Annotated in this window: 21 protein-coding genes; 13 read left to right on the top strand and 8 right to left on the bottom strand. The window is 40.7% G+C overall.

What is annotated here, in order from left to right:
• Positions 1-2 precede the first annotated feature (2 nt).
• Both AAEZ02_RS13260 and AAEZ02_RS13255 read right to left on the bottom strand, forming a co-directional pair.
• Positions 3-965, bottom strand: coding sequence for a YbgA family protein (locus AAEZ02_RS13260; RefSeq protein WP_124012310.1), 963 nt, complete (start codon positions 963-965; stop codon positions 3-5).
• 227 nt (positions 966-1192) lie between these two features.
• The gene (locus AAEZ02_RS13255; protein WP_459178786.1) at positions 1193-2122 is read right to left on the bottom strand and encodes a polyprenyl-phosphate transporter; all 930 of its coding nucleotides are present in this window, start codon (positions 2120-2122) and stop codon (positions 1193-1195) included.
• A 140-nt stretch (positions 2123-2262) separates the two neighbouring features.
• Here AAEZ02_RS13255 and AAEZ02_RS13250 point away from each other — a divergent pair, with 140 nt between their 5' ends.
• From AAEZ02_RS13250 to bamJ, 6 genes are all read left to right on the top strand, one after another.
• Complete coding sequence (locus AAEZ02_RS13250) at positions 2263-2748, top strand: hotdog fold domain-containing protein (protein WP_101034438.1); 486 nt, start codon at positions 2263-2265, stop codon at positions 2746-2748.
• A 36-nt stretch (positions 2749-2784) separates the two neighbouring features.
• Complete coding sequence (locus AAEZ02_RS13245; protein ID WP_124012311.1) at positions 2785-3672, top strand: prohibitin family protein; 888 nt, start codon at positions 2785-2787, stop codon at positions 3670-3672.
• Between the two features lie 202 nt (positions 3673-3874).
• Positions 3875-5026 carry a DUF418 domain-containing protein gene (locus tag AAEZ02_RS13240; protein WP_124012312.1) on the top strand — a complete coding sequence of 384 codons (1152 nt, stop codon included), beginning with the start codon at positions 3875-3877 and terminating at the stop codon, positions 5024-5026.
• A 41-nt stretch (positions 5027-5067) separates the two neighbouring features.
• On the top strand, positions 5068-6471 hold the full coding sequence (locus AAEZ02_RS13235; protein WP_124012313.1) for a hypothetical protein: 1404 nt from the start codon (positions 5068-5070) through the stop codon (positions 6469-6471).
• Positions 6472-6497: 26 nt separating this feature from the next.
• Positions 6498-6848, top strand: coding sequence for a DUF1294 domain-containing protein (locus tag AAEZ02_RS13230; RefSeq protein ID WP_101034434.1), 351 nt, complete (start codon positions 6498-6500; stop codon positions 6846-6848).
• Between the two features lie 104 nt (positions 6849-6952).
• Positions 6953-7423 carry a BamJ family beta-barrel-assembly machinery protein gene (gene bamJ, locus AAEZ02_RS13225; protein WP_101034433.1) on the top strand — a complete coding sequence of 157 codons (471 nt, stop codon included), beginning with the start codon at positions 6953-6955 and terminating at the stop codon, positions 7421-7423.
• A gap of 113 nt (positions 7424-7536) precedes the next feature.
• Here the strand turns inward: bamJ and AAEZ02_RS13220 are convergent, their stop codons facing one another.
• The gene (locus AAEZ02_RS13220) at positions 7537-8751 is read right to left on the bottom strand and encodes a M24 family metallopeptidase (RefSeq protein ID WP_351123539.1); all 1215 of its coding nucleotides are present in this window, start codon (positions 8749-8751) and stop codon (positions 7537-7539) included.
• Between the two features lie 305 nt (positions 8752-9056).
• Between AAEZ02_RS13220 and AAEZ02_RS13215 the strand changes: the two genes are divergently transcribed.
• Entirely contained in the window at positions 9057-10844 is a 1788-nt protein-coding gene (locus AAEZ02_RS13215; protein ID WP_351123536.1) for an aminopeptidase P family protein, read from the top strand.
• 530 nt (positions 10845-11374) lie between these two features.
• Here AAEZ02_RS13215 and AAEZ02_RS13210 read toward each other — a convergent pair.
• Positions 11375-11512 (bottom strand): hypothetical protein, encoded by a 138-nt coding sequence (locus AAEZ02_RS13210; protein ID WP_164839445.1) that lies wholly within the window; start codon positions 11510-11512, stop codon positions 11375-11377.
• 114 nt (positions 11513-11626) lie between these two features.
• Between AAEZ02_RS13210 and AAEZ02_RS13205 the strand changes: the two genes are divergently transcribed.
• The 3 genes from AAEZ02_RS13205 (at position 11627) to AAEZ02_RS13195 (ending at position 13997) form a co-directional block, all read left to right on the top strand.
• Entirely contained in the window at positions 11627-12076 is a 450-nt protein-coding gene (locus tag AAEZ02_RS13205) for a phosphate-starvation-inducible PsiE family protein (protein ID WP_101034429.1), read from the top strand.
• Positions 12077-12199: 123 nt separating this feature from the next.
• Positions 12200-12520, top strand: coding sequence for a YbjQ family protein (locus AAEZ02_RS13200; RefSeq protein ID WP_124012671.1), 321 nt, complete (start codon positions 12200-12202; stop codon positions 12518-12520).
• A gap of 385 nt (positions 12521-12905) precedes the next feature.
• Positions 12906-13997: an NADH:flavin oxidoreductase gene (locus AAEZ02_RS13195; protein WP_124012316.1), complete on the top strand. Its 1092-nt coding sequence runs from the start codon at positions 12906-12908 to the stop codon at positions 13995-13997.
• A gap of 870 nt (positions 13998-14867) precedes the next feature.
• On the opposite strand, the gene xapA is transcribed toward AAEZ02_RS13195, so the two are convergent.
• Positions 14868-15692 carry a xanthosine phosphorylase gene (gene xapA / locus AAEZ02_RS13190; RefSeq protein WP_101034425.1) on the bottom strand — a complete coding sequence of 275 codons (825 nt, stop codon included), beginning with the start codon at positions 15690-15692 and terminating at the stop codon, positions 14868-14870.
• A gap of 131 nt (positions 15693-15823) precedes the next feature.
• On the opposite strand from xapA, the gene AAEZ02_RS13185 reads away from it, so the two are divergent.
• A complete protein-coding gene (locus AAEZ02_RS13185) occupies positions 15824-16753 on the top strand; it encodes a LysR family transcriptional regulator (protein ID WP_351078255.1) in 930 nt (309 codons plus the stop codon).
• Positions 16754-17173: 420 nt separating this feature from the next.
• On the opposite strand, the gene AAEZ02_RS13180 is transcribed toward AAEZ02_RS13185, so the two are convergent.
• A complete protein-coding gene (locus tag AAEZ02_RS13180) occupies positions 17174-18010 on the bottom strand; it encodes a mechanosensitive ion channel family protein (protein ID WP_335688757.1) in 837 nt (278 codons plus the stop codon).
• 350 nt (positions 18011-18360) lie between these two features.
• Positions 18361-20427 (bottom strand): methyl-accepting chemotaxis protein, encoded by a 2067-nt coding sequence (locus AAEZ02_RS13175; RefSeq protein ID WP_351078259.1) that lies wholly within the window; start codon positions 20425-20427, stop codon positions 18361-18363.
• A gap of 667 nt (positions 20428-21094) precedes the next feature.
• On the opposite strand from AAEZ02_RS13175, the gene AAEZ02_RS13170 reads away from it, so the two are divergent.
• Positions 21095-21904, top strand: coding sequence for a RecX family transcriptional regulator (locus tag AAEZ02_RS13170; protein ID WP_124012318.1), 810 nt, complete (start codon positions 21095-21097; stop codon positions 21902-21904).
• A gap of 198 nt (positions 21905-22102) precedes the next feature.
• Here AAEZ02_RS13170 and AAEZ02_RS13165 read toward each other — a convergent pair whose 3' ends face one another.
• Entirely contained in the window at positions 22103-22864 is a 762-nt protein-coding gene (locus AAEZ02_RS13165) for a hypothetical protein (protein ID WP_124012319.1), read from the bottom strand.
• A gap of 707 nt (positions 22865-23571) precedes the next feature.
• On the opposite strand from AAEZ02_RS13165, the gene AAEZ02_RS13160 reads away from it, so the two are divergent.
• Positions 23572-24351 (top strand): acetoin reductase, encoded by a 780-nt coding sequence (locus AAEZ02_RS13160; RefSeq protein WP_124012321.1) that lies wholly within the window; start codon positions 23572-23574, stop codon positions 24349-24351.
• Positions 24352-25361: the final 1010 nt, after the last annotated feature.

Genomic DNA, 25361 nt, shown 5'->3' with positions numbered 1-25361 from the left:
ACCTAATAGGCATAGCGAAGCTTTAGCGCTTCTGGGTGCGGATTTAAATACACTTGCTCTTCAATGTACGCGGTGGGAAATTCGCGTACGTAATGATTAATCAAGGTAATAGGCACTAACAAAGGCAATAGCCCTTGGCGATATTTTAAAATCGATTCGCTCAACTCTTCTTTTTGTCTCGCATTGAGCTGTTTCTTAAAATAGCCTTGAATGTGCTGCAAAGTACTGGTGTGATTTTTGCGGGTAGCAATAATTTTGAGTGCCGTCATAAAGCCTTCAAAATATTGTTGTGCGGTTTGCTCCACATCTTGAATATCGGCCAATATAGGCCCTAAATCTCTGTACCACTGTGGACTGTGGGCCATTAATAAATACTTATAACGCGAATGAAACTGCATTAGCTTGTGTTTAGTGAGACCCGATTGAGTCATTTTCTTCCAATCGTTATAAGCAAATACGCGGGTAAAAAAGTTTTCTCTTAATGGCAAGTCATGTAAACGCCCTTCTTCTTCTACAGGCAGAAATGGGTAGCGTTCCATTAATTTTTTTGCAAAAACACCCACACCGGTTTTAGTGCCATGATTGGTACCAATTTTGTACTCGGTAACCCTTTCCATGCCACATGTTGGTGATTTTGCACATAAAATATAACCGCCCAAGTAATCTAGTTCTTCCACTTTGGCTTGGGAATACTCATTAAGCTTGTCAGTCACATCGAGCGATCCATCAGCACTGCGAATATGCACCACATCGCCGTCTCGCACTTGGCGAATACTTTTACGCGGTGTGCCCATGCCAATGGCCATCTCAGGACAGACTGTGATGTATTCAAAAAACGGTTCAATTTCTTGTTTACAGTAATAAGAATTTTTGTGTCCACCATCAAAACGGACTTGATTACCCAGCAAGCAGCTGCTGATCCCAATTTGGATTTTTTGTGGCACAAATGAATCGGTATCTGGCATGTTATGCACTCCTGTGGCGGCCGTAATATCCCTAAGCGGGATGAAAAATGAGGTTATCTTTACCCATACAATATGCTAAAAAAATACGCGTAATACACCAATTAAGTTCATTATTGTATTATTCAAGCATATTGGCTGTATTTGCAATCATAGTCTGCATATTTGCCATAAAAATAAAGCAGAACGCGAGTTCTGCTTTATAGGGATCGATTGACATATCGTGCATATTAAGCCTGAGCTTTCGCCCCTAGACGCTCTACCCCCCATACCAGACCAATGCCCACAAACACACACACAATCGCCACAAACAGTTGCGATGACTCACCGGTGATTTGCTCAAATTGAAATGGGGATAGATTTTGCTCTACCAATGGCACTAACTCGCCTTTAGAATTCTCGCGCCAGCTAATTACTTGTTTCCAAGGCCAAATCTTACCTAATGTCCCCAGCATTAATCCGGTTAAAAACAATAATGTTGCATCATGGAATTTACGTAACAATGCCGATAACACGTGACTAAAACTTAATAATCCAACCACAGCCCCAATAGCAAAACAGGCCAAATACACAATATCAAATCCTTTAGCCGCCGCTAACACCGCGGGGTACATCCCTAAAAGCAGTAAAATAAAACTGCCTGAAATACCGGGTAATATCATGGCGCAGATAGCAATCGCACCACAGAAAAAGAAGTTAAGGTAACTCACTTGCAATTCAATGGGGTGCAACACGGTAATGGCCCACGCAAAGGCGACGCCGACAATAAACATGGCAACCCGAATAGCACTGAATTTATTCACTTGTTTAAGCATGTGAACCACGGAAAACAGAATCAAGCCCAAAAAGAACGACCACACAGGTATAGGATGTGTCACCAACAACCAAGAAATTAGCTTAGCTAAGGTAAAAATACTGGTTAAAATCCCGCCGAACACGCACAGCAAAAAAGGACCATTAATATGTAAAAAAGCAGCTTTAATCCCTTTGTGTTTGATAATCCCTACTAAAGACAAGTTAATCTTGCGAATGCCATCCAATAATGGATCTAAAATACCGCTAATAAATGCGATAGTGCCACCCGATACGCCCGGCACAACATCTGCAGCGCCCATGGCCATACCTTTGAAATAATTCAATAACAGTGAGTCAGTTTTCAAAATTCATCCTTCAATGTGTCTACACCGGTAAATTATACCTGTGCCCTGTGTAATGAGCGATGGAAAATATTGATCGGGGCTTTTCCACAGGTTACAACAATGTTAACCTCATCCGATAAAATAACGAGTAAAGTTTATTTATGACCCACACAAAACCCAATAAAGTCATGTCGCTATACCACAAAGTCACTGCTTATCCATTGGGTAAGCATATTTTCTCTAAAATGGTGTCTCGGATGGCGCCCTATTTTGGCACAGTACACCCTTACATAAGCGATTTACGCGTTAACCGCTGCGAATGTTTAATAAAAAAACGCAAAAAAGTCCAAAATCATATTGGTACCGTGCATGTAATAGCCATTTGTAATGGCTTAGAAATGGCCATGGGCACGATGGCAGAAGCATCGATCCCGGCTCATTTACGTTGGATCCCAAAGGGCATGAGCGTTGATTACACCGCAAAAGCGGGTAGCGACATTTTATGTGTTGCACAGGTAAAATCAGAACAATGGCAAGTGGGTGATATGTTAGTTGACGTAAAGGCCTATGATACTAATGGTGTTGTGGTAGTCCAAGGGCATATTAAGCTATGGATTTCAGAGAAACCTCAAAAAATAACGAAGTAAATTAATCACCTTATTCACTTTTGCTAGGGAAGCATAATGTTAAAGAATGATCTGGCGCAAGCCAACAAAAATCATCTAGGAAAAATTATTCCGATCGCTATTTTGCTAATAATGCTTATCAGCTTATATGGCAGCTGGTATACCGTTGATCAGGGCGAACGTGGCGTCGTGCTACGTAACGGTAAAATTATCGATACTGCAGAACCAGGGCTTGGGTTTAAAATTCCGCTTATGGATACCGTGGTTAAAATTTCAACTCAAACTCACACAGCAAATTACCAAGGTTTACAGGCTTATAGCCGCGATCAACAACCCGCAACTTTACGCGCCTCAGTGACATTCAGCATACCGCCAGATCGTGTTGAAGAAGTGTATGCAAAATTTAAAAGCATAGACTTAATGGTATCGCGCTTACTTGACCGCCAAGTGCCGACTCAAATTGAGAATATTTTTGGTAAATATACCGCTATTTCTGCGGTTCAAGAACGGATCAAGTTTGGTATTGATGTCACCGAAGCCATTACTCAATCGATTAAAGGCCCGGCGACCATTAACTCAGTGCAAATTGAAAATATCGACTTTAGCAATGCTTACGAAAAATCGGTAGAAGACAGAATGCGCGCAGAAGTAGAAGTGCAAACCCAATTACAAAATCTTAAAAAAGAGCGCGTGAGTGCCCAAATTGCCGTGACTCAAGCGCAAGCTGAAGCAGACTCGCAACTGGCCCGTGCCATTGCCGAAGCAGAAAGTATCCGAATTAAAGGTAACGCAGAAGCATCAGCCATTAAAATTCGTGCAGAAGCGCTAGCGCAAAATCAAAATTTAGTTGAATTGACTAAAGCTGAACGCTGGGATGGAAAATTGCCGACCACCATGTTGCCGACAGGTACAATCCCGTTCCTTGAAGTGCAAACCACCCAATAAATATCTCTATTGTAAAAAAACCAAGGGATCGGCATTAAAGCGGGTCGTTTGGTTTTTTTATGATGCTTTGCCCTACTTAACAATATTTTCTAGCGGCATTACAAGGTTTGGCTGTTAATCTCTAGTCGCGCATCTTTATTTAATAAAGAGGGCTTATAAACAGCTAATAGTAAGAGGAATTCAGAGATTAAGTACAACTAACATGAATAAGCATGGTTCTCCCATTCAATCAATACGTTTAGCCAATCTTGATGCAATCAGAGGTGTTGGCGTATTAGGTATTTTCTTCCTTAATATCTATTTTATGGGCAATAGCTTTTTGGGCTATGCTCCTCATGAAATTCAACCTACAACAGATATAGCCATACTCATTTTCAGCAACTTTTTTTTAGAAGGACGCTTCTTTAGCCTATTCGCCATGCTTTTTGGGGTGGGATTATTAATCCAATATCAACGCCAGCAAGCGAGACCGGTATCTGCCGTCGCGGCACCATCCCAAAATAATCAGATAAAATCCCGCTTATATTGGTTAATCGTCTTTGGGGTAATCCACGCTATTGTTATCTTCCCAGGAGATATATTATTGTCTTATGGCGTGAGTGGGTTATTGGCTTTTCGCTACATCAATCTCAATGCTGATGAGCTACTGCGCAAAGCCAGAGGGTTTATCTTGTTATCATTGATCCCCATTGCGCTCATTTCACTTATGCCTGACGAGCACGTTTATATACGCGACTCAGCATTTTTCATCGAGCAACTGTCAGCTTGGACAGGCAGCTACAAGCAACAACTCACTCTGCATTTAACCATGTTGGCTTACATGTTAGCGGTTATTCCGTTAACCCTAATGTGGTATATCGCAGGTCTAATGTTATTGGGGATGGCATTATATAAACGCAACATTTTTACCAATGGATTAGAGAAAAAAACCCTGTGGCAATGCGTATTTTGGGCCATCATATTGTCATCATTAGATTCGCTATTCAGTCTCAGCGGCAATCCGAGGTGGGAAGCGATGTCAGACCTATTATTATGGTTCAGCGCTATTGCGACGGCATTAATTTATATCCATATTATTGTTAAATTTTGTCAAAATGCCCCCCACAGACTAACACTTCTGCAAAATGCCGGCCGAATGGCATTTAGTTTGTACATTCTCCAGTCTATTGTTGGTATTTTATTATTACGTTATATTGCACCAGACTGGTTGTACTCACTAGACAGGATAGGTTATCTCTCCATTGCCATTATTTACAGTGTGTTACAGTTGCTATTAGCCGATGTCTATTTACGCAAATTCAATCAAGGTCCGTTAGAAAAACTTTGGCGCGTCTTAGTCTCCCGCACAAGTTAATCAATCTCAGCTTAGGATCATAACCACTCAAGGAAGAATACATGCAACTAAAATACTGTGCCATATTGATTAATCTCATCAGTATGAGTGCCATTGCCGCAGAGACATTACCGCCTATTTTAGATTTTAAGCCTAATTGCAGCCCAACCATTATCAATCAGCTTGCAGTAAGAGACGTTTATCTGACTGAGGATTTTCAAAGCCAAACCGATCAACAAATAGAACTGAGTATGTTCGACACCAGTATGTTCAAATTGCAGCGAGCAGCAAAACAACAACATGCTGACGCCATCATGTTGATGGCGTTGAATAAAACCACTATCACTAAAAGCAGTCACACCAGTGACTACAAAAGGGTAATTGAATACCAAGCCGACTTAGTCACGTTTTGTACTGATGATCGATCATTATCTGCCACACCAACGCCCTATAATCACTTAGGTAAAAAGCTGACGGTGACGACCTTCAACTGGCAAGTTAGCGAAACAGCAGAAGAATCGTTAGCCTCTCTGGCAAAAGCGGTTAAAAAGCCCCAAGCCGATGTGTCATTCACACATATTTACGGTATTCCCATGAGCGCATCAAGCCAAGTACTGTTTAGCACTCTTGGTCCGGCAAGTGTACAGCTGTCGCTTGAAAAAAATCAGTCAGCTTGGTTATATGGCCGTAATCTGTGGTTTATTTTGATTAATGATAAAGTGGAATTTGCCAGTTCAACGACCGCGCTACTGAGCGCATATGGTAAAAATTGGATCAGTTTCAATGATAATTTCGACGATAATCCTTGGACCTTGTTCGGCAAGATTAATATAAGAGATGAATTAGCCGATGTGTTAACCCAGAGCGATCACAAAGCGGTAAAAATCAATTCGCATCAATACGCCATTAAGCATCAAAACAACACCTTAATAATGGATTTTGCTGACTACAAACCCAATGCAACAAAACCCGTTAACACTGAATTGACTCAATTTACTCTCCATAGTAATCATTTCACTCAACCGATTGCTCAACTTCAGTTCAGCCCTATCGATACTCAAGGTTTTTCCAATGTGGTAAGCGGTAAAAATGCCACCTTAGCAGACCGCTCTGCAGCGCGTTATATCAATAACAATCAGCAAAACAGCTTTAACCTAACCCAAGATAAACAGTGGTTTATGTTATCGAGTTTTATCTTGGTCAAACAAGCCAATGAAGTGATCACTCGAGTCAAACTCACATCAGCCCTAACGACAGAAAAATATACCCAAGGCACATTTGCCCAAGCAGCAGTAGCGCTAAATTTACCGCAAACTAAAAGTGAATTTATGGCGCATTATCCCGATGCAGAAGACAACTATGATTCGGTCAATATCGATGGGGATAATTACACTATTGAAGCCATATTTGAATCGGAGCAAGATAATGCCCCTTTGGTTGAATTTGAAATAAGCTACCTAGACTGAATTAATCCCCCTGGACTGATATTAGAATGAATAAATTTGCTTGGTTGATGTTGCTGTTAATCGGCGCCATTTTTGGCGCCGTCCAACCCTGGTTGGCAGGTATTTATGGATTAATTAATGTGATCACATTTGGTTTGTATTACCGTGACAAATCGGCCGCTAAGCAGGGCCAGTGGCGCATAAAAGAAAGCACCTTACAATTTTTTGCTTTGATTGGAGGCTGGCCGGCAGCACTACTTGGCCAGTATCACTTACGCCATAAAACCCAAAAATCATCTTTTAAACGGCTATTGTGGTGTTGCATAGTACTCAACTCAGTCGGGGTTAGTTTATTGTGTTACCAGCAATGGCAGCCGCTATTTGATGGGTATCGTTAATTAACTTATTGGTTCAATTATCTCTTTAAACGAGGTGATAAGTATTAGCCCATCACTTTTTACGCTAAACTAGTCGCCCAATTACTAACCATTCGAGAGCAACTATGCGTATGATTTTGGCCATTGTGGTCATTGCGGGCGTTATTTTTTATTTTTTCACTCAATCGAACAATCAAAAAGCCGCCAAAGAGAATATTGAGAAAGGTAAGATTTTTTTAGCTGAAAATGCCCAACGCGAAGGCGTCACGCAAACCTTATCTGGCTTACAATATGAAGTGCTCGTTAAAAGCGAAAACACTGATCATCCAAGCGCAAAAAGTAAAGTGACCGTGCATTATCACGGTACGCTAATCGATGGCACTGTATTTGACAGCTCTGTCGATCGCGGCGAAACCATCAGCTTTGGTTTAAATCAAGTGATTAAAGGTTGGACTGAAGGCGTACAATTAATGAGTATTGGCGACAAATTCCGTTTTTATATTCCAAGCCAATTGGCTTACGGTAATCGCTCCACTGGAAAAATTGAAGGTGGCGCAGTGCTCATTTTCGATGTCGAGTTATTTGAGATTAACTAATCAGCAATGAATATCAGTTTAATCTGAAAATGAAAAAGCCTCCTTGTGGAGGCTTTTTGCTATTGGCTCTTGGTTATTGGCAAATGAGTCTTTACCCCATCACCATTTGACTATCATGCTAGGTAAAACGGATCGTCAATCGATTTTGCGGGCGCTGTAAACCATTTTGGCCCTTGGGCTGTCATGTAGAAATGATCTTCATGACGGATACCAAACTCGCCTGGCACACATATCATTGGCTCGTTGCTAAAACACATGCCAACGGCTAACGGCGTAATATCATTGCGAACCAAGTATGGCCATTCATGAATGTCTAAACCTATGCCATGGCCGGTACGATGAGGTAAACCCGGCAGCTTATAATCTGGACCAAAGCCAGCCGCTTCTAGCACTGTACGAGCGGCTGCGTCCACATCGCTACAAGATGTGCCAATTTGCGCCGCATCAAATGCCGCAATTTGCGCATCTTGCTCAAGTTGCCATAATTGACGTTGGCGATCATTGGCTTCACCAAACACATAAGTGCGAGTAATATCAGAGTTATAACCCTGTAACTGGCAACCCGTATCAATTAATACAGTGTCATTTAATGCTAGCGCCTTAGGCGATTTAACCCCATGGGGATAAGCGGTATCTTCACCGAATAATACGATGCAAAAATACGAGCCTTTTACGGCACCCACAGCATAATGAGCTTGATTAATAAAGTCTTCAACTTCAGCGGTGGTGATGCCCTCACGTAATATACTGGCCGTCGCTTTATGCACTTCAAGGGTCATGTCCTTAGCCCGCTGCATTAAGGCAATTTCAGCAACCGACTTAATCATCCGACAACCCGCCGTCACACTTGTTGCACTCACAAACCGTTGCTGAGGCGCAGCTTGAGCCATGCCATCGCTAATAAAAAAGGCGGTTGACTCATCAATACCGATTTTTGCTTGGTTAATGCCCATGTTAACTAACACATCGGCAAATAGCTGGAATGGGCTTTCATCTTCATGCCAAGTATTTACTCGACCTTTAATGATCATGTACCCCTGTAAGGTATCGAGTTCAAAAGCGGGGGCAATATACTGCACCTCACCAACGGCTGGAATAATCGCTCCCACCATACGCTCACTCGCAAACCACGATGTACCGGTAAAATAGTACAAATTAGTGCCCGCATTAACATAAATAGCATCCAAGCCATGCTGTGTCATTAATCGCTGAGCATATTGAATACGTTGGGTAAACTCATCATCACTTATCGCCGCCATGCCATCGGTCATATTGGCTAATGTGGCTAATGCTTGTTGTGGGCTTGCGCCGCCGACACCCATTGTCATAGGATTTCCTTTGGTTATTGTTTTCGTTTTTGTTATCGTTTTTGTTATCGTTTTTGTTACCAGATTAACAGTAGATTGCTTATAACGTATCGTCTTACCTTATTTAAATATGCCAGATAATCAACATAGCCAACGATACCGTCTGCATCGTTTTGTTACCATCTTATACAATATAAGGTTACAATTTTAGTCTGCTAGCTAAACATAATGTCGGCGACTTCACTTGCCAGTTTACTGCCACACTTGCGATAATCGTTATTCATTCTACAGAGCTGAGTTCATCAGCCGCCTCCAACGGAGAAACCATGACCAATATCATTGCTAAGCGCCTTAGCGCCATTCGTCAGCAGCTTGAAGTTAATCAAATCGATGCCTTTATTATTCCCCGCGCCGACGAGTATTTAGGAGAATACGTGCCTGCACGTAATGAGCGCTTACAGTGGGCCACTGGCTTTACCGGTTCTGCAGGCATGGCCATAGTGCTAAAAGACCGCGCGGCAATATTTACCGACGGACGTTACACTGTGCAAGTACGCCAACAAGTGGATGGCAACCTATTTGAGTATTTAAGCCTGCATGACGATCCCAAAATTGACTGGTTAATCGACACCTTACCTGCTGGCGCTAGCGTCGGCATCGACAGTCGCTTACATACGCTGGCTTGGTATCAACAAACCAAAGCGCAATTTGATAAAGCCCACATTAATTTAGTTGAAGTTGATGACAATCCGATTGATGTGAGTTGGTTAGATCGCCCGGCGTTATCAGCATCCATCATGACTTTATTTAGTCATCAAGGCGCTGGACGCAATAGCATCGAGAAGCGCCAACAAATTGGCCAGCTGGTGAAAAAACAAGGCGCAGATGTCGCCCTTATCGCGGCATTAGATTCATGTTGTTGGTTACTCAATATCCGTGGTAACGACGTGCCCCGCTTCCCAGTGATCCTTGGCTGCGGGTTATTATCAGCCAATGGCGACATGACCTTTTTTACCGATTTAGCCAAAGTACCGCAAAACATTGAAGATCACGTAGGTGCAGGTGTTAGTTTTAAAGATGAAGCGGAACTGGCAAGGGTATTAGCCCAAATGAATGGGGTGAAGCTATTAGCCGACCCACATTCTGCCAACGCATACTCGCAGTTACTGGCACAAAAAGTCGGTGCTAAGCTGATTGCAGGACTTGATCCTGTTGCATTACCTAAAGCACAAAAAAATGCTGCCGAATTAGCCGGTATGCGGGCGAGTCATATTCGTGATGGCGCAGCCGTAAGCTGCTTTTTAGCTTGGTTAGACAATCAAGTTGCACAACACATTATGCATGATGAAGCACAACTGGCTGACAAGTTAGAAAGCTTTAGATTGCAAGACCCGCTGTACCGTGAGCCAAGCTTTGACACTATTTCAGCCACTGGCGCCAATGCCGCCATGTGCCATTACAACCACAATAATGGCACCCCAAGCACCATGACCATGGACAGCATTTACTTGGTCGATTCTGGCGCCCAGTACCTTGACGGTACTACCGATGTCACCCGCACCATCGCCATTGGCAAGGTGACAGATGAGCAGAGAAAAATGGTCACATTAGTATTAAAAGGCCATATTGCCTTAGATACGGCCCGCTTCCCTAAAGGCACGTCGGGTCAGCAGCTTGATGCCTTTGCACGCCAGCATTTATGGCAACACGGTTTTGATTATGACCATGGTACAGGCCATGGTGTCGGTCACTTTTTAAGTGTTCATGAAGGCCCACAGCGCATTGGTAAAAACGTCAACGCCGTGGCTTTACTGCCGAGAATGGTATTGTCGAATGAACCAGGTTATTACCGCGCCGATGGTTTTGGTATTCGCATCGAAAACCTCGTCACCGTGCAGCATTGCCAAGCCCTAGCCGGTGCAGAGCGTGAAATGTACGAGTTTGACGTATTAACCCATATTCCAATGGATGCACGTTTAGTCGATAAGTCGTTATTAACTGAATTTGAAGTGAATTGGTTTAATCAATATCAGCAAAAAGTACGTAATACCTTAGCACCACTGATGCAAGGCGACGCGCTAGCGTGGCTCAATAAAGTCACCATCGCCATGTAAGCTTTTATCGCTACCGCCAACATCAATAACCGATAACCAAAGGCTTAGGACAAGTAATTTGACCTAAGCCTTTTTTATACATGTGATATGACTTTAGATATTAATACCTTACGGATATCACTCTTGATATTTACAATCTATTAACGTTTAATGGCTGTCTTATGTAGTTCAAAAGCTTAGTTGGACGTACACAAAAAATGTATGCCTAAACGACTACGACATCAAGGTGAACTGATTGCAGGTAATTGAAGCTAAGATAGGATGATATAAATCAATAACTTACATGTCGGATATTATCAGGCAAGCCGTGCAATAAGCCTTAGATGCTATAAGTAATTGAAATCGTTAACAACACAAAAACGGTTGTTATTGAAGTGTTTGAATTGCCTTACGCAGTTTTATTGGTATCGGAAGCTGAAAATAATATTGTCGACATTTTTGATTACATAGTGTTCCCGAACAATATGCCAGCTCAACAGTTAATATGCATTAATCGTCATGGACAAGTGTTGTGGGTTGCTAAAAATCCTTCAGTACCAAACACCAGTGCATATACAAATTTTACCCGTTCTACCAATAATGTGCTGAGTAATAGTAGTCAATAATGTCGCAGGTTGCTCTTGTTCAATCGGCTTATCTACAGGGAAATGACTGGGTACGGAATTCACAAAATAATCACCTAACCAAAAGCAGCAACTGACGCTATCATTTGTCGCGGTGCTAAACGTTAGGTTTTTTAGCTCTCTTATCGTTTACTGATAATATCTATCTTGGGAAAATTTATGAAACATGAAGAGTTACCACAAGATCATTCTGATCAATTATTAAAAGTACTGCATCGCACGATCCGATTTGCGATAAGAATACTTGCCGTGTTGATGGTATTAGTCATTTTTTGGAGCGTTGCAGACGTTGTCTATGTTATCTATAGCAAAGTGATAGTACCCCCGTATTTTCTCCTCGATGCTGAAGATATTCTTGAGACTTTTGGCGCTTTTATGCTTGTGCTCATAGCCGTTGAAATCTTTATTAATATTCGTTTATACCTTGGGTCAAATATTATCCCAGTAGAATTAGTGATTGCCACCGCTCTTATGGCTGTAGCGCGGAAAGTTATCGTGTTAGATCTTAAACTTGTTTCTTCAGAACACATCATAGGTCTTGCTTTGGTAACAATTGCATTGGGCATATCATACTGGTTAGTAAAACAAAGAAACGCATCCCAAACCTGACAAGTGCTTGCTACAGATTGGATACAGATCTCACCCTTTTTGCGCTAGGCATTAACGAGCCAACAACGGCACCTAATTGAAGAACCCGGTGTTAGCTTTATTTATCAGGTATAAGGAAATATGATGATCATCTCAAACACCCCCGAAATTTCTGGCTATAAAATTGTTGAATCAATCAACCTTGTCACCGGAAGCATGGTTCAGTCAAAACATATCGGTAGAGATATTATGGCGAGACTCAAAACCATCATTGGTGGTGAAGTGGCTGGTTATACTGAAATGCTGATCGAGGCCAGAGAGGAAGCATTGAGACGAATGATGACACAAGCAAAAAGCAAAGGTGCTAATGCTGTTGTCAACGTAAGATTTACGACAAGCGCTATTGCAGTTGGCATGTCAGAACTTTTAGTTTATGGAACTGCCGTTGTTGTAGAGAAAAGCTAATCGGGTTGCTGGGGTCTCTAAGCTCCAGCCCTAACCACTCTAGATGCTGCTTCGCACGACAATCACGTTTCTCCGATACCAACACGACCTGAAATTCCTTGTGGTCACCTTGAGCCTAAGACGCTTTGGCGATATAAGTCTTCCTGAACTCTTTCGGATGACATAAATCAGACTTTTGGAAGCGTTTTTTACATGATGTATATGACAATAACTTAATCCAGATTAAAGATTTTCATATACATTATCGGTAGTATTTACCATCGCTCATCGCACATACCAAACACACTCAAGATAAGAACAGCCATGTAATAAGCATGGCTGTTCTTATCTTGTTCTTTATAAAGCTGATGAATAATACTAAAAACGATTTTTAAGAGGATTGGACTTGAGTACTTTGTTTACAGAAACTCGTATTGGCAAAATGAGATTGAAAAACCGCTTTATTAGAAGCGCTACGTGGGAAAATATGGCAACAGAAGATGGCCATATGACGGATAAGCTATACGCTATCTACGAAGAACTTGCCAAAGGCGAAGTCGGCCTAATTGTAACGGGTTATGCCAATATTGTAGAAGAAGAGAAGCCAAATGCCGGCATGATGGGAATGTACAATGATTCCTTTATCGATGAATACAAAAAGCTCACCGAGTTAGTCCACCGCAATGATGCTAAAATAGTGATGCAGCTTGCTTACGGTGGCACAAAAACCACTCACAATGTAGGTGAAAGGGTGATCTATGCGCCGAGTGAAGTGTGTGAAAGAGGCACACAAACATTAGGCAAAGCGATGACTAAAGATGAAATAGATTACATCATTAAGGCATTTGCTCAAGCAAGCAGAAGAGCCCAACAATCAGGGTTTGATGGTGTAGAAATACACGCTGCACATAGCTATTTAATCAATCAGTTCTTGAGCCCATATTACAATCAAAGACAAGATGAATATGGTGGCAGCCTAGACAATCGGATCAGATTATTAGTAGAGATCTATGCTGAGATTAGAAAGCTTGTGGGTAATGAGTATCCAATATTAGTTAAATTGACCGCATCGGAGTTTTTTGATGGTGGGTTAACCTTTGATGAAACACGTATTATTTGTAAAAAGTTAGCCGCCATAGGGGTTGATGCCATTATCATCTCAGGGAATATACATGGCAAAGCAAGCACCATGATTGGCGAATCTTTTGATGGATATAACATTCAACAACAAGGCTATTTTCATGAATATGGGCAAGTTATTAGCGCAGAAGTTAATGTACCCATTATTACCGTTGGTGGATTAAGTGATATTAGTGCGATAGAAGAGATTGCAAATACAACCAATATTCAATGTTTTGCGATCTCAAGACCTTTGCTTGCTGAACCTCATTTAATTAAGCGCTGGAAAGAAGGCAACAGAGCACCTGTTGATTGTGAAAGATGCTCAAAATGTCGCACAAGACGTGGCAATTTTTGTGTTGTCCACAAGAAGAGATAATAAAGACTCGATCGCTTTTAAACTAAGCATTAACACCTTGATGTCCAGAAATGAGCTGAAAAGGCTCATCTGGCTAGGTATTATAAAATGATATCACCCCATTAATGTCTATCAGAGTGCATTCCTATCTGATAGATATTAGTCTATTTCATGTTAAGGCATTGGCCATTAAGGCATAGGGCCCCTATACCCTTGTTTATAAATAAATAGTTATTCCGCAGCATGAGTTCAGCAACAACTACATACTGACCCCCATTACTCTGATCTTAAGATAATATATTCTATATCCTATGTTGTTGTGATCTATTTTCGTACAACTTAAGTATTAGTATCGGATCATTTTTCAGTAACTTTTTTCAGTAACTTTTTTCAGTAGAGAGGGATTATGTGGTTTAGTTCAAAAGTTTATAGAAAAGCACTGGCAGCACAACTAATTATCACCCACCCATCAATCAGCGGCTATTGTGGTCGAGGTTAACAACTGCGCTAATCATAAGTGAGTAAGATTTGTTGGCATTGCAATTAAGATCGGTAATCACATTAACTGTCGTACAGGACTTAACGTCTTTATGGCATTATTTAATATGGCAGTCACAGTCACGCTGTGGCCCATTGTTAGGCCGATAGTTAGGCCGATTAAAAGAGGATGGGGGAATTTCATTATCCATGTTGTTCGCAACGAGTGAAAACAGCGTTACTCCTCGCTTAAGCGGGTTAACATTGCTAACACTCATCTTTGAGGAGTATGTTTGGCTGCCTACTTCTGCGTTGAATGACTTCAGAAGGGAGCGCCATTCTTTTATTCATTCGTGTTGAATTAGTTTGTCAAAATGCACTAAGTAGATGTTTTTTAGACCTCTTGGTATAACATCAAAAATGTTCTGCCATAAATGCTTTGATGAGATTGATAAAGTCATTCTGCGCTAACTTTGCACACTTCAGTGTTTGTTCATGGGATAGGGCTACATCTCCTAGGCCTTCTGCCATATTAGTGATAGCACAGATAGCCAGTACCGGGAGATTACAGTGAGCAGCTGATATAACCTCAGGTACTACAGACATTCCGACTACGTCTCCGCCTATTATCTGCATCATGCGGATTTCGGCAGCCGTTTCGAAATTCGGTCCACTGTAAGAGACAAAAACTCCTTCTGTGGCATTAATACCCTCTTTTTTTGCCACCGCCAATGCTTGCATACGTAAGGATTTATCATAAGCATTCGCTAAGCTAAAAAAGCGTGGGCCATAGGTGTCATCATTACGACCAGTCATAGGTGTGCCTGGCATGGTATTGATGTGATCGTTGAAGATAACCAGGGATCCGACGTCAATAGTCTCGGGGCGTAAAGACCCTGCAGCATTGGTCACAATGAGCAGTTCGCAGCCTAAACGTTTAAAAGTACGCACCGGATTGGTCATGACTTTCATGCTTTGGTGTTCGTAGTAATGGCCGCGGCCTTTCATGCAAACAACGTCAATACCATTCATTCGCCCCAGCACTAACTCGCCAGAGTGACCTTCGACAGTGCTGACAGGGAAGCCATCAAGATCTTCATAGGCAATACAAACTTTGTCTTCCAGTTCGTCGGCAAGGCTTCCCAAGCCGGAACCTAAGATGAATGCAGCCTTGGGACTAAAATGTGGTTTACGATCTGAAATGGTAGCTAGCGCATTGTCTACAGGATCGATCTTCATGGTTTATTCCTTACTGATTAATTATCTTAAGGTTAATTTACCCCAAGCTTTATTCTCAATTAATCACTAAATTCAACACTATTATCCTGATTTTAAGTACAATATGATTGCCAAATATTGAGGACCAGATAATGGATATTAATGAAAATGTACTAAATGGTCGTATAACATTGAAAATGCTTCGTTATTTTTATGCAGTGTCTCAATGTATGCATTTTGGGCAAGCTGCAGAACAACTTAATATTTCAACATCGCCCTTAAGTGCTCAAATTAAAGCGTTAGAGTCGGTGCTTGATGTGACCTTATTTGAGCGAACGACCCGCCATGTTCAGCTCACTGAAGTGGGTTTGATATTAAAACAGGAGTGTGCACTATTATTCGATATGTTTCGTGATTCGGTAAACAAGGTGGCTAAGGCGGGGCGGGAGTTAGATAACACAATCAACATAGGGTTAATGAGCTCGGTCTTTTGGACCGGTTTCGGCACAGTTCTAAGAGAGTTCAAAAAGCGTTATCCGCAATATACCTTTAATTTTATTGAGCTATCGCCAGAGATGCAGAAACAAGCGTTAAGCGAGCATCGTATCGATATAGGATTAGCCCGATTCGCTGATACCCGTAACATTTATCCACTGAGTGAAAGGCTTTTATACGCAGAACCCATGTGTGTTTTGGTGTCGGATGAGCATGCATTGAAAATGAAACAAAGTCTCAGTATGGATGAGCTTATTAATCAAGAGTTTGTGTTTATGAAGCGTACTAACTCTGCATCCACCGATATGATTATTGAGCGACTTTTAGCCAGCGGCTTTTACCCTAAGGTGACTCAGGAAGTTATTGAGCCTACGACGTTAATGGCTGTTGTGGCGACGAGCACTATGGTATCGATTGTGCCTCAAAGTTATCGTCAACATCAATGGCACAATGTGTGTTTTATTCCGTTAAAAGAGTCTATTCAAGCCGATATTTACGCAATTTATGACAGCCGGAGTGAAAGAGAGTCCGTGAATGTGTTTTTAGCAGAAATACCCGCTTTACTGAGTTTACAAAATATCAATTAGCGAATGAATTCGAATAGATGCCCCGCTCAAATGTTGAGGATTTAATCCGCTTAACCTAAGCGGCAGAAATGGGGGACTTTTGTGAGATGGTATTACATCATGTCTTCAGTTCTGTCTTGTTCACGTCAGGTTCCCGTTCCATTTTGGCCAGTCATCATTGGTTACAGCTCACTCGTTATATCGACAATCAAGGATATACCTTGTTCCATGTCACCCAGAGACCTTGAGGCTGAATAGTCGTTGGCCTCTTTGTGATGTCTGAGGCTAATGTAGTCGGCCAAGAACACAAACTCATAAACAGTAAACCTAGCACGTCCTATTTGATTAATGAGCAGTGAACGGCGTAAAAAATCAGGCCATTTTTCGGTCTTAGGTCAATTGGACACGCTGCGGTCTACTGGCAACCCTTTTTAAATAGTACTAGCCAAATTGTTGGTGGTAAGCAACCATAAAATCTTCTCTTATAAGCTGCTCTAACTGTATAGCGCGTTCAGTGGGGCAAAAAATCATTATATGAACATTCTGCTCACCATTTATGCCACTAGTGATATGGATATGCGGTTCGCTGCCAGGTAAATCGACACCTGCATGTTTTTCTATAACGCCGTTGTAGCGCTTGGCCACTTCAATAAAGTCTTCGCAGTGATCTTCTATTTGACGGGTTAGCCCAGGAAAAAGCTTATAGAGATTAACGAACTCGACCACGGTAATCGTAATGTTATGGTAAACGTAGCGTTTCATAAAGTTGAGGTTTTTGACCGCATAGGTAAAAAACATACTGTTTGGCAACGTCGCGGTTTTACCTGTGTAATGGTATTGACCCTGATCCAGATCGATCTCTTGGATCACTGTGGCCATTAAGTTGTGTTCAATCACTTCACCATATATTTTGCCAACTTCAATCCAATCACCTATCACAAACGAACGAGAACTAGCTCGTTGTATCGAGCCAGTAAAGCAAAGAATAATCTCTTTTGAAGCTATCACTAAAGCAATGGCAATAGCGGTAACTGACAGAGCAAACTTGCTGACTTCGGATTGCCAAAGCATGAACAAAATAACCAGTATTAAAATGAATGTGCCATTTTTAGTACGTGACATCCATTTACGTTGCACATCAGAAAGAAAAGCCACATCACCACGAATACTTGAAATGATAAAGCGCTTAATCACTGAAATAAGCATTACTATCAAAACAGTTAATAATAATTTGTGTTCGAGAAAGAAATCGACTATTGATACAATTTTATCTACCAAACCTGCTACCTATATTGTTATTTTTTAATACTGATGGTGCTGAATCGCTATGATTCTGGGCCGACACTCTATGGGGAATGTTACCAGAAAACAAGGTGATTTTCAGATAACTAATAGGGGGGCTAACGTTGGGATAGATCGAGTTATTAAAGCAACTGCGGTAGATCCAGCCCAAGTCAAACCAAGCGAGTGGAATAACCCCTTTAGCGCTGTGGCGTTGAAAGTATTGAAGCGTTTTAAGCAACTAAATACGGAAGCGATTATTCACGGATCTAACGCCATGTTAAGCAAGACAAAAAATATCGAAATACTGACAGACATTGGGCTATCGATACCCACCAAACCAGCTCTTAGGCTAATTTGAACTTATTGACTAACAAATTGAGATGATCATTTGCAGTCGAAAGGTGTTGAGTACTCACTGCGGTTTGCTTACCATTTTGTAACAACTCAAGCGCCATAGTTTCGATGGTGTGTATATTTCGACTAATTTCACTGGTTACTGCACTTTGCTCCTCAGATGCAGTGGCTATTTGACCGCCTAAATCGTTAATGTTTAAGATAGAGCTTGTCATTGAATCAAGGTTAGAGGTCACTCTAAAGGTGTTATCTGCCACCTTCTGACAGCTCTGCTTAGTCTCAATCATCACCTTTACTGCCGACGAAGCGTCATCTTGTAACCTTATTAAGATCTGGTCAATTTGAGCTGTACTCGATTGGGTACGAGAGGCGAGTGAGCGCACTTCATCAGCGACAACGGCAAAGCCTCGTCCTTGTTCTCCTGCACGTGCGGCTTCAATTGCAGCGTTGAGTGCCAACAGATTGGTTTGATCAGCTATCCCCTTAATTACGCTTAAAATCGATACGATTTGGTCGGTATTCTCGCTCATGGTATTAATCTTGTTGGTCGCCGCATTCATATCTTCTACAAGGGCTATTACGCTATTTGATGCATCAACAACGTTGATTTTAGAGGCTTTAGCTTCTTCGTTGGCTTGCTGGGTGCTCGATGCAGTTTGCGCTGCACTGTTAGCCACCGCTTCTGCTGAGCTGTTCATCTGAGTGATTGCGGTAGCTGCGAGACTCGTTTCTGAACTGTGGTTGTTCAGAGCAATGCTGTTACTTTCTGATTGACGGTTAAGTTGTGTGATGCCTTCAGTAATGTCTTTGGATGAACGGGATATATCAAGCATCATGGTTTGAAGGTAACCAATAAAATTATTAACTGAATGGCTTATATCTCCAAGCTCATCATGATTAATGATTTCCAATCGGGAGGTGAGATCGGCTTCGCCAGTGGATAAGGTGTCTATACGTGTTTTTAACACCACCATGTCGGTGATTAGTTTGCTTATAAGCCAGACACAGAAAATGAGTGCAACGATGATAATGATGCTTGCCACTGCAATACTCTGGAAAATTTTGTTGTCGAATATCTCACGAGTACCATCCGTAAGGCCCTGTTGAATCGAGGTCACATCAGACTCGTAGGTTCCCGTTCCTATAATCCAGCCCCATTGAGGTAGGATCTTTCTGACGTATGAAATTTTGGTTTTATTCACATTCGTTAAAGAAGAAAACTCAGAGAGCAGAACAAAGGCATCAGATTTTCCCTCTAAGACTTGGTTAACTTTAGCGGTGTTGTTTGTCTGAGTACCAATAAGATCTGTTTGCGAGTGAGCCAGAATATTACCGTTTAGATCCTGCACCCAAAATTTACCATTTTTACCATATTTTGCTGCCATTATAGTTTGTAGAGCAGCAGTGACATTCCCCTGTTTTAGCGTGCTGATGTACTCACCTGTAGCAATCACTAAATTAAGCGGTTCAAAATAGAAAGAAGCTGATATTTTTTCTTCGATCTGTCCTGTTGATGGGTTTGAAAAGAAGTAGTTGGTGAAACCTATCTTGTTTTCCTTGGCGGCGGCAACAATATTCCTCGCGTAATAGTTGCCTTTTTCATCGATAGCATCACGACTATTTCCCATTGAAACGCTGCCATTGCCAGCGGCTTCATTCGTTAAGGTATCTGCATCATAGGCAAACAGATAACGGCCCTTTCCCCATTGGTATTCATTGATGAAGGTATAGATCATCATATCGGGGTCATCGGTGAGATTATTTTCATACAGGTTATTAATGGTATTACGCAATATGACAATCTCATCGCTCAGGCCCAGCCTAATATTTTCGACTTTGGACTGTTGATAGAAATCATTGACTGAACGGCTAAGAGTATCCACCTGACCGATAAGGTTATCCTTTACTAAACTTTCGACTTTATCATTGATATTAAGCTTTTCTTTTTTAAGAACAGCCTGTTCAACCATGAACATGTTGACGATAAAAAAGCTAGATACAAGGATTAGTAAAGTACCTACTAATATGATTAATTTAGCTTTAATAGTATTTATCATAATAAAACCTTAGATAAGCTCAATAGTACATAAGAAAAATCTAATAGCATTAAGTGATAAAAAACAGCTAAGTTCAACATGGGTGTTGCGGGAGTGTGATCTAGACGTTAACGCATTAGAAAAAATGCGAGCTAATTAACAAAATACAATCCAAGCATTCATCATTAATAATACATTTTAAAAAAAACTGACTAATCTTGGGTGATAATTTAAGTAGCAGTAGCTGTGCTCAAGAAGTACTGACTCAATGGCATATAAATGAAAACAAATACATTCACTATAAATATTGAGGGGTTGTTGAGCATCAAGCTCACGTAAAGTGGCATAGTAAATTTGGCCACCGAATAACAAATCGACTATAAGAGCCCCCTAGTGTTTAACAAAGAAGCCATACTTATAATAATGCGAACTATTGAATTTTTAACTTTGGCGCTAACAAATTTATGCTCCAAAGCTTATTAGCCTTTGGGCTTTCCCCCCGAGTAATACTTAAACCATTTTGATATTTAAAAATCCACTATAGGCCATCAATTCAATGGCATTAATCAGGCCATATATGGCTTTTTTCAAATAGTATTCAAGCACAAGGATACGTCTAGCGCGTACTCAATAACACCGGGAGCTGCTACACTGTTGTTGGTTATTTTTTAATTTAAGATCAATTTTTATGCAGCGCCCTCCTCTACGTCAAGCCAAAACCATCGATAACGTTTTTAATAGCGCCTATTGGCACCTTGGCCAACAAGATTTTACCATTAATGAAATTCGCACTAAGCTTGAGCGTAAAACAGAAAATCAACAATGGATTGAAACCGTACTGGCCAAACTCATAGAAAACGGTTATTTAAAAAATGACAATGACTTTGCGGTACGCTATTGCGAGTTAGCCTTTAGAAATGAACTCGGTACCAGCGCGATAAGACGTAAGTTACAACTGCGCGGCGTACCCGTTACCGTGATTGATACCGCGATAGAGCAAGTGATGTACGAGCAAAAAGTCGATGCCTTTGCGATGGCCACATCTAGGCTACTAAGGCGATTTGTTAACTTTTATGGCACCAGCAGAGAAAAAGTCTACACCCAAATGACCACAAAAGGGTTTTCTCGGGCCGAAATAGATCACGCATTAGCACAACATCCAGAACGTGAAACACTGCGCAGTAAATTAGCCATAAAAGCAGACAAAGTTGACTTAACCACTGAAATAATCAAACTATTTAACAAAGGCAAAGGCAAAACCCTCATCTTGCAAGAACTAAAACAGCGACTGATTGATGTGAGCGACTTTGAAGATACGGTGTACCAATTAACGTTAACAGAGGATGTCGATTTTTATCAAAGCTGTAAAAATGAGCTGGCGAAAAAGCGCTATGACTTATCAAACTATAAAGAAAAGTCCAAAGCGTATGCCTATTTATCCCGTAAAGGGTTCGGCAGTGATGAAATAAAAGAAGCAATGGGTCCAGATGATGACTAACAAAACACAAGATTGCCACCCAAGATTAATGAAGCAAAAAAGCGTTTAATTTGTACGTTTGAATAGCCATAAAAGGCTATCGCAATGAATGACGAAAGCCATGATGTTAATGATTATATAATTATGGGTGGCTTAATAACTATCTGTTTCATAGGTATTTTCCTCATAACTCTCGGCTTCATAAATAATGATATCTCATTATAATTCTGTTTTTATATCCCACAGATAATCTTGATGACTAGTGCAAATGTCACTAAATTCGGCACTGTGTTTATTGTCTTTATCATAAAGGGTATCAAGGATATTTTTTTTTGCTTTTAATAAATCAGAATAGTTATCTGCGGTGGCCGTTTGCAATCGACGGTATTTGCCGCCAACGACATGAGATAACCAACCCCAGGATGTGAGTTTTCCTTTACCGACTTGAGCATTGAATACTGGAGCAAAATGTTCTTTGACAATAGCATCTGCTTTTTCTTCTCCCGAAAAACTACATTCCATGTAAACAGATAAGCTTACTTTTCCACGCGTTTCGCCCCCCAAAGTAGGTCGACTCCCGGTCACATACTGCCAAATATAATCTTCATGAGATTGACAACCACGTCCAAGGGCATCAGTATTTTTTCCCAAAACAGCTTCAAATTTTTTGTTCATCGTCTCTTGTGCAGCAAATAATGAATCTATACTCGGTGCTGAATGGTATAAAATTCGACGCCATTCGCCTCCGGTATGATGCTTCAGCCAACCCCAACTCGCTATGGTGCCATTGTTAACACCATCATTATATATGGGGGCATAGGCTCTTTGAACTAGCTCGTCTACAGCGGATTCTTGCTCAGGTATGCATTTAAAATAGGTTGAATAAACATACATTTCTGGCTCTTCTTCGGCAGCACATAGCGCTGTGAATGAAAATAGCAGTACGCCTATAAATTTTGGTAGAACGTTAAAAGGGTTCATATTGAATCATCCTTAACTATTTCTAGTAGCATTTCTACTAGATATGAATAAATGAAATGTTTTTCATTCGTATTACCACCAATTAACCATAGTCCAATAAGGTAATTTTATTTAATTAAAATATGATAGAAACTAGGCATAGGATTCAATTCTGGTAAATTAAATATCTTTACATAATTAAATTCAACTGCTTGAGTGAATTAACCGGCTTAATCAAGTGTCATTAACGGCTTTGATTGGCCTTGTTGATTAAATCATTGTCTGGGCAAGCTAACCCGTTTCTATTTATGCCCCAAGTTGGTTAGTCTTTGGTGTATGGCCTACGGCCAATAAGGTCGTGGCCGTAGGCCATATCCATAATCAACTTTAGGCAGAAATAAGTTAGCAGACCTTCCCTGCATGAAACAATTCCAAACTGAACATCACTAAATAGCTAAACAACCGATTATGGCTGTCTACGTCTATTTTCTCTAGATATTTACATAGAATAAAACAACTAATAATTAACATAATATCTAAAAATTTATCACTAATATTGAAAGGTCATTCTTAGAGATTAAACATGTTTAATTCTTAACCATTAAGCTGTCTCAAATTGATCTATATCTAATTTTATTGTTCTACGTCCTTGTAAACTGATCATTCAATCGTTATCTGGAAGGCTATAAAAAGGTCTTCCTTATCCTATTATCAAAAAGGAGTCAGATATGTCATTACAAGGAAAAGTCGCGCTCGTCACTGGTGCAGGTCAGGGCATAGGACGTGCCATTGCACTTCGTTTAGCAAAAGATGGAGCAGATGTTGCCATCGTTGATCTAAACGAAGAAAAAATGCTCGCGGTATCTCTTGAGGTCAAAGCCTTAGGTCGAAAATCAACGACTTTTAAAGCTGATATAAGCGACCGGAAACAAGTTTATGCCGCTATAGACCATGCAGAGAAAACCTTAGGTGGATTCGATATTATGGTGAATAACGCAGGTATTGCGCAAGTTCAAGCCATAGCAGATATTACTCAAGAAGAAATGGATAAAATCCAAAAGATCAACGTAGACGGAACTCTTTGGGGCATTCAAGCCGCTGCAAAGAAATTCATCGAACGCAAGCAAAAAGGCAAAATTATAAGTGCCTCTTCCATTGCTGGCCATAATGGGTTTGCTTTACTGGGCGCATATTCGGCGACTAAATTTGCAGTGCGTGCGTTAACTCAGGCTGCAGCACAGGAATATGCTAGCGCAGGTATTACAGTAAATGCTTATTGCCCTGGTGTGGTTGGAACCGATATGTGGGTCGAGATTGATAAACGTTTTTCTGAAATTACTGGGGCTCCAATAGGTGAAACGTATAATAAATACGTCAAAGGCATTGCACTTGGTCGTGCGCAAACACCTGTGGATGTCGCCAACTTTGTGTCATATTTAGCCGGTCCAGACTCTGATTACATGACAGGTCAAGCACCACTGATAGATGGCGGTATGGTTTACTGTTAATAATAACCAAACGATCCCGAAATGCAGGATTGTGTATTTTGATGTGTCTTGGGTATATATATGGTTTAAAAATTGCGGGCTAACATTGAGAGTAACAACATAGCCTGCAGTTTTTAGCTCTGTGATTAACAGCAATGTGAAAAATAGGCTGGATTCTAAAAAGCACTACTCTTAGGTGACAATGTCTATTGCTAATCAAGTTTCAATCTAAGGCTTTAATTTCCTGCTTAACATTCTTTATTTTTTACTTTTAAACTTAATTACCATTGTTCTCGAAAGCCTTTCTGAAAGAAATAAAACTATGCTGAAATGAAACTAAATGAAACTATGCCACCCATTTTCTGAAGTATCTCGAATTATTAAATAAAAACTCGAACAAAAATGAATATCGTAATCAAAAAGTATGTCACATAGTTGTACAGCCTAATTTTTTTTGAGTCTATACTGGTTTTAAAATCAAGTTCATACACTTTTAAGCTTCTACAAAGCAGAGAGTTAATATATAGCCATAAAACACATATTATAAAAATAGAAAAATACCCATACCATTTAAAGCTTGAAAAAAAACTAAAACCATTAGTGTTTAAAAATCCATGCAAGATTAGAAAAACAAAACCTAATGATGAAAGTAATACCATAGAAACAGAGCCAGAATGGCCAAATCCTTTTTTTCTATAATATGCATAACCACCAACAATAAAATTCCGGACATAAAACATTTTTAATTATCTCCAAGGTTTATAGCTTGAACGCCGATCACCTTTTGACATAATCCTATCATAAATACATGGCCATATATGGACGCTCCCGGTGAGTCAAGATAATACTTTGCTCACCGAAGGCTTTTTGGCCTTAGTTTTCTATACAACATTCTCACTCTTATCGTTGCTTTTGATGTGCTCATTTACCGCTAGAAGCGGTTGTACTGCCATATATACGTAAGCGCTCAATTAACCGCACATACCAATAACCTTCAAATGTGACATGATTATTTCCTAACTAAATCTAGG

The sequence above is a fragment of the Shewanella sp. T24-MNA-CIBAN-0130 genome (assembly GCF_040310185.1).
Lineage (GTDB): Bacteria > Pseudomonadota > Gammaproteobacteria > Enterobacterales > Shewanellaceae > Shewanella > Shewanella psychromarinicola.
Note: the sequence above shows the minus strand (reverse complement) of the source record. Positions and strands in the feature narration are given on the sequence as shown.

What these genes read in the sequence shown, in the direction of transcription:
- AAEZ02_RS13240 (WP_124012312.1), top strand. Translation starts at nt 3,875, where the DNA reads ATGAATAAGCATGGTTCTCCCATTCAATCAATACGTTTAGCCAATCTT.
- AAEZ02_RS13235 (WP_124012313.1), top strand. Translation starts at nt 5,068, where the DNA reads ATGCAACTAAAATACTGTGCCATATTGATTAATCTCATCAGTATGAGT.
- AAEZ02_RS13215 (WP_351123536.1), top strand. Translation starts at nt 9,057, where the DNA reads ATGACCAATATCATTGCTAAGCGCCTTAGCGCCATTCGTCAGCAGCTT.
- AAEZ02_RS13245 (WP_124012311.1), top strand. Translation starts at nt 2,785, where the DNA reads ATGTTAAAGAATGATCTGGCGCAAGCCAACAAAAATCATCTAGGAAAA.
- AAEZ02_RS13250 (WP_101034438.1), top strand. Translation starts at nt 2,263, where the DNA reads ATGACCCACACAAAACCCAATAAAGTCATGTCGCTATACCACAAAGTC.
- AAEZ02_RS13230 (WP_101034434.1), top strand. Translation starts at nt 6,498, where the DNA reads ATGAATAAATTTGCTTGGTTGATGTTGCTGTTAATCGGCGCCATTTTT.
- AAEZ02_RS13160 (WP_124012321.1), top strand. Translation starts at nt 23,572, where the DNA reads ATGTCATTACAAGGAAAAGTCGCGCTCGTCACTGGTGCAGGTCAGGGC.
- AAEZ02_RS13165 (WP_124012319.1), bottom strand. Translation starts at nt 22,864, where the DNA reads ATGAACCCTTTTAACGTTCTACCAAAATTTATAGGCGTACTGCTATTT.
- AAEZ02_RS13205 (WP_101034429.1), top strand. Translation starts at nt 11,627, where the DNA reads ATGAAACATGAAGAGTTACCACAAGATCATTCTGATCAATTATTAAAA.
- AAEZ02_RS13175 (WP_351078259.1), bottom strand. Translation starts at nt 20,427, where the DNA reads ATGATAAATACTATTAAAGCTAAATTAATCATATTAGTAGGTACTTTA.
- AAEZ02_RS13260 (WP_124012310.1), bottom strand. Translation starts at nt 965, where the DNA reads ATGCCAGATACCGATTCATTTGTGCCACAAAAAATCCAAATTGGGATC.
- AAEZ02_RS13220 (WP_351123539.1), bottom strand. Translation starts at nt 8,751, where the DNA reads ATGACAATGGGTGTCGGCGGCGCAAGCCCACAACAAGCATTAGCCACA.
- AAEZ02_RS13170 (WP_124012318.1), top strand. Translation starts at nt 21,095, where the DNA reads ATGCAGCGCCCTCCTCTACGTCAAGCCAAAACCATCGATAACGTTTTT.
- xapA (WP_101034425.1), bottom strand. Translation starts at nt 15,692, where the DNA reads ATGAAGATCGATCCTGTAGACAATGCGCTAGCTACCATTTCAGATCGT.
- AAEZ02_RS13185 (WP_351078255.1), top strand. Translation starts at nt 15,824, where the DNA reads ATGGATATTAATGAAAATGTACTAAATGGTCGTATAACATTGAAAATG.
- bamJ (WP_101034433.1), top strand. Translation starts at nt 6,953, where the DNA reads ATGCGTATGATTTTGGCCATTGTGGTCATTGCGGGCGTTATTTTTTAT.
- AAEZ02_RS13200 (WP_124012671.1), top strand. Translation starts at nt 12,200, where the DNA reads ATGATCATCTCAAACACCCCCGAAATTTCTGGCTATAAAATTGTTGAA.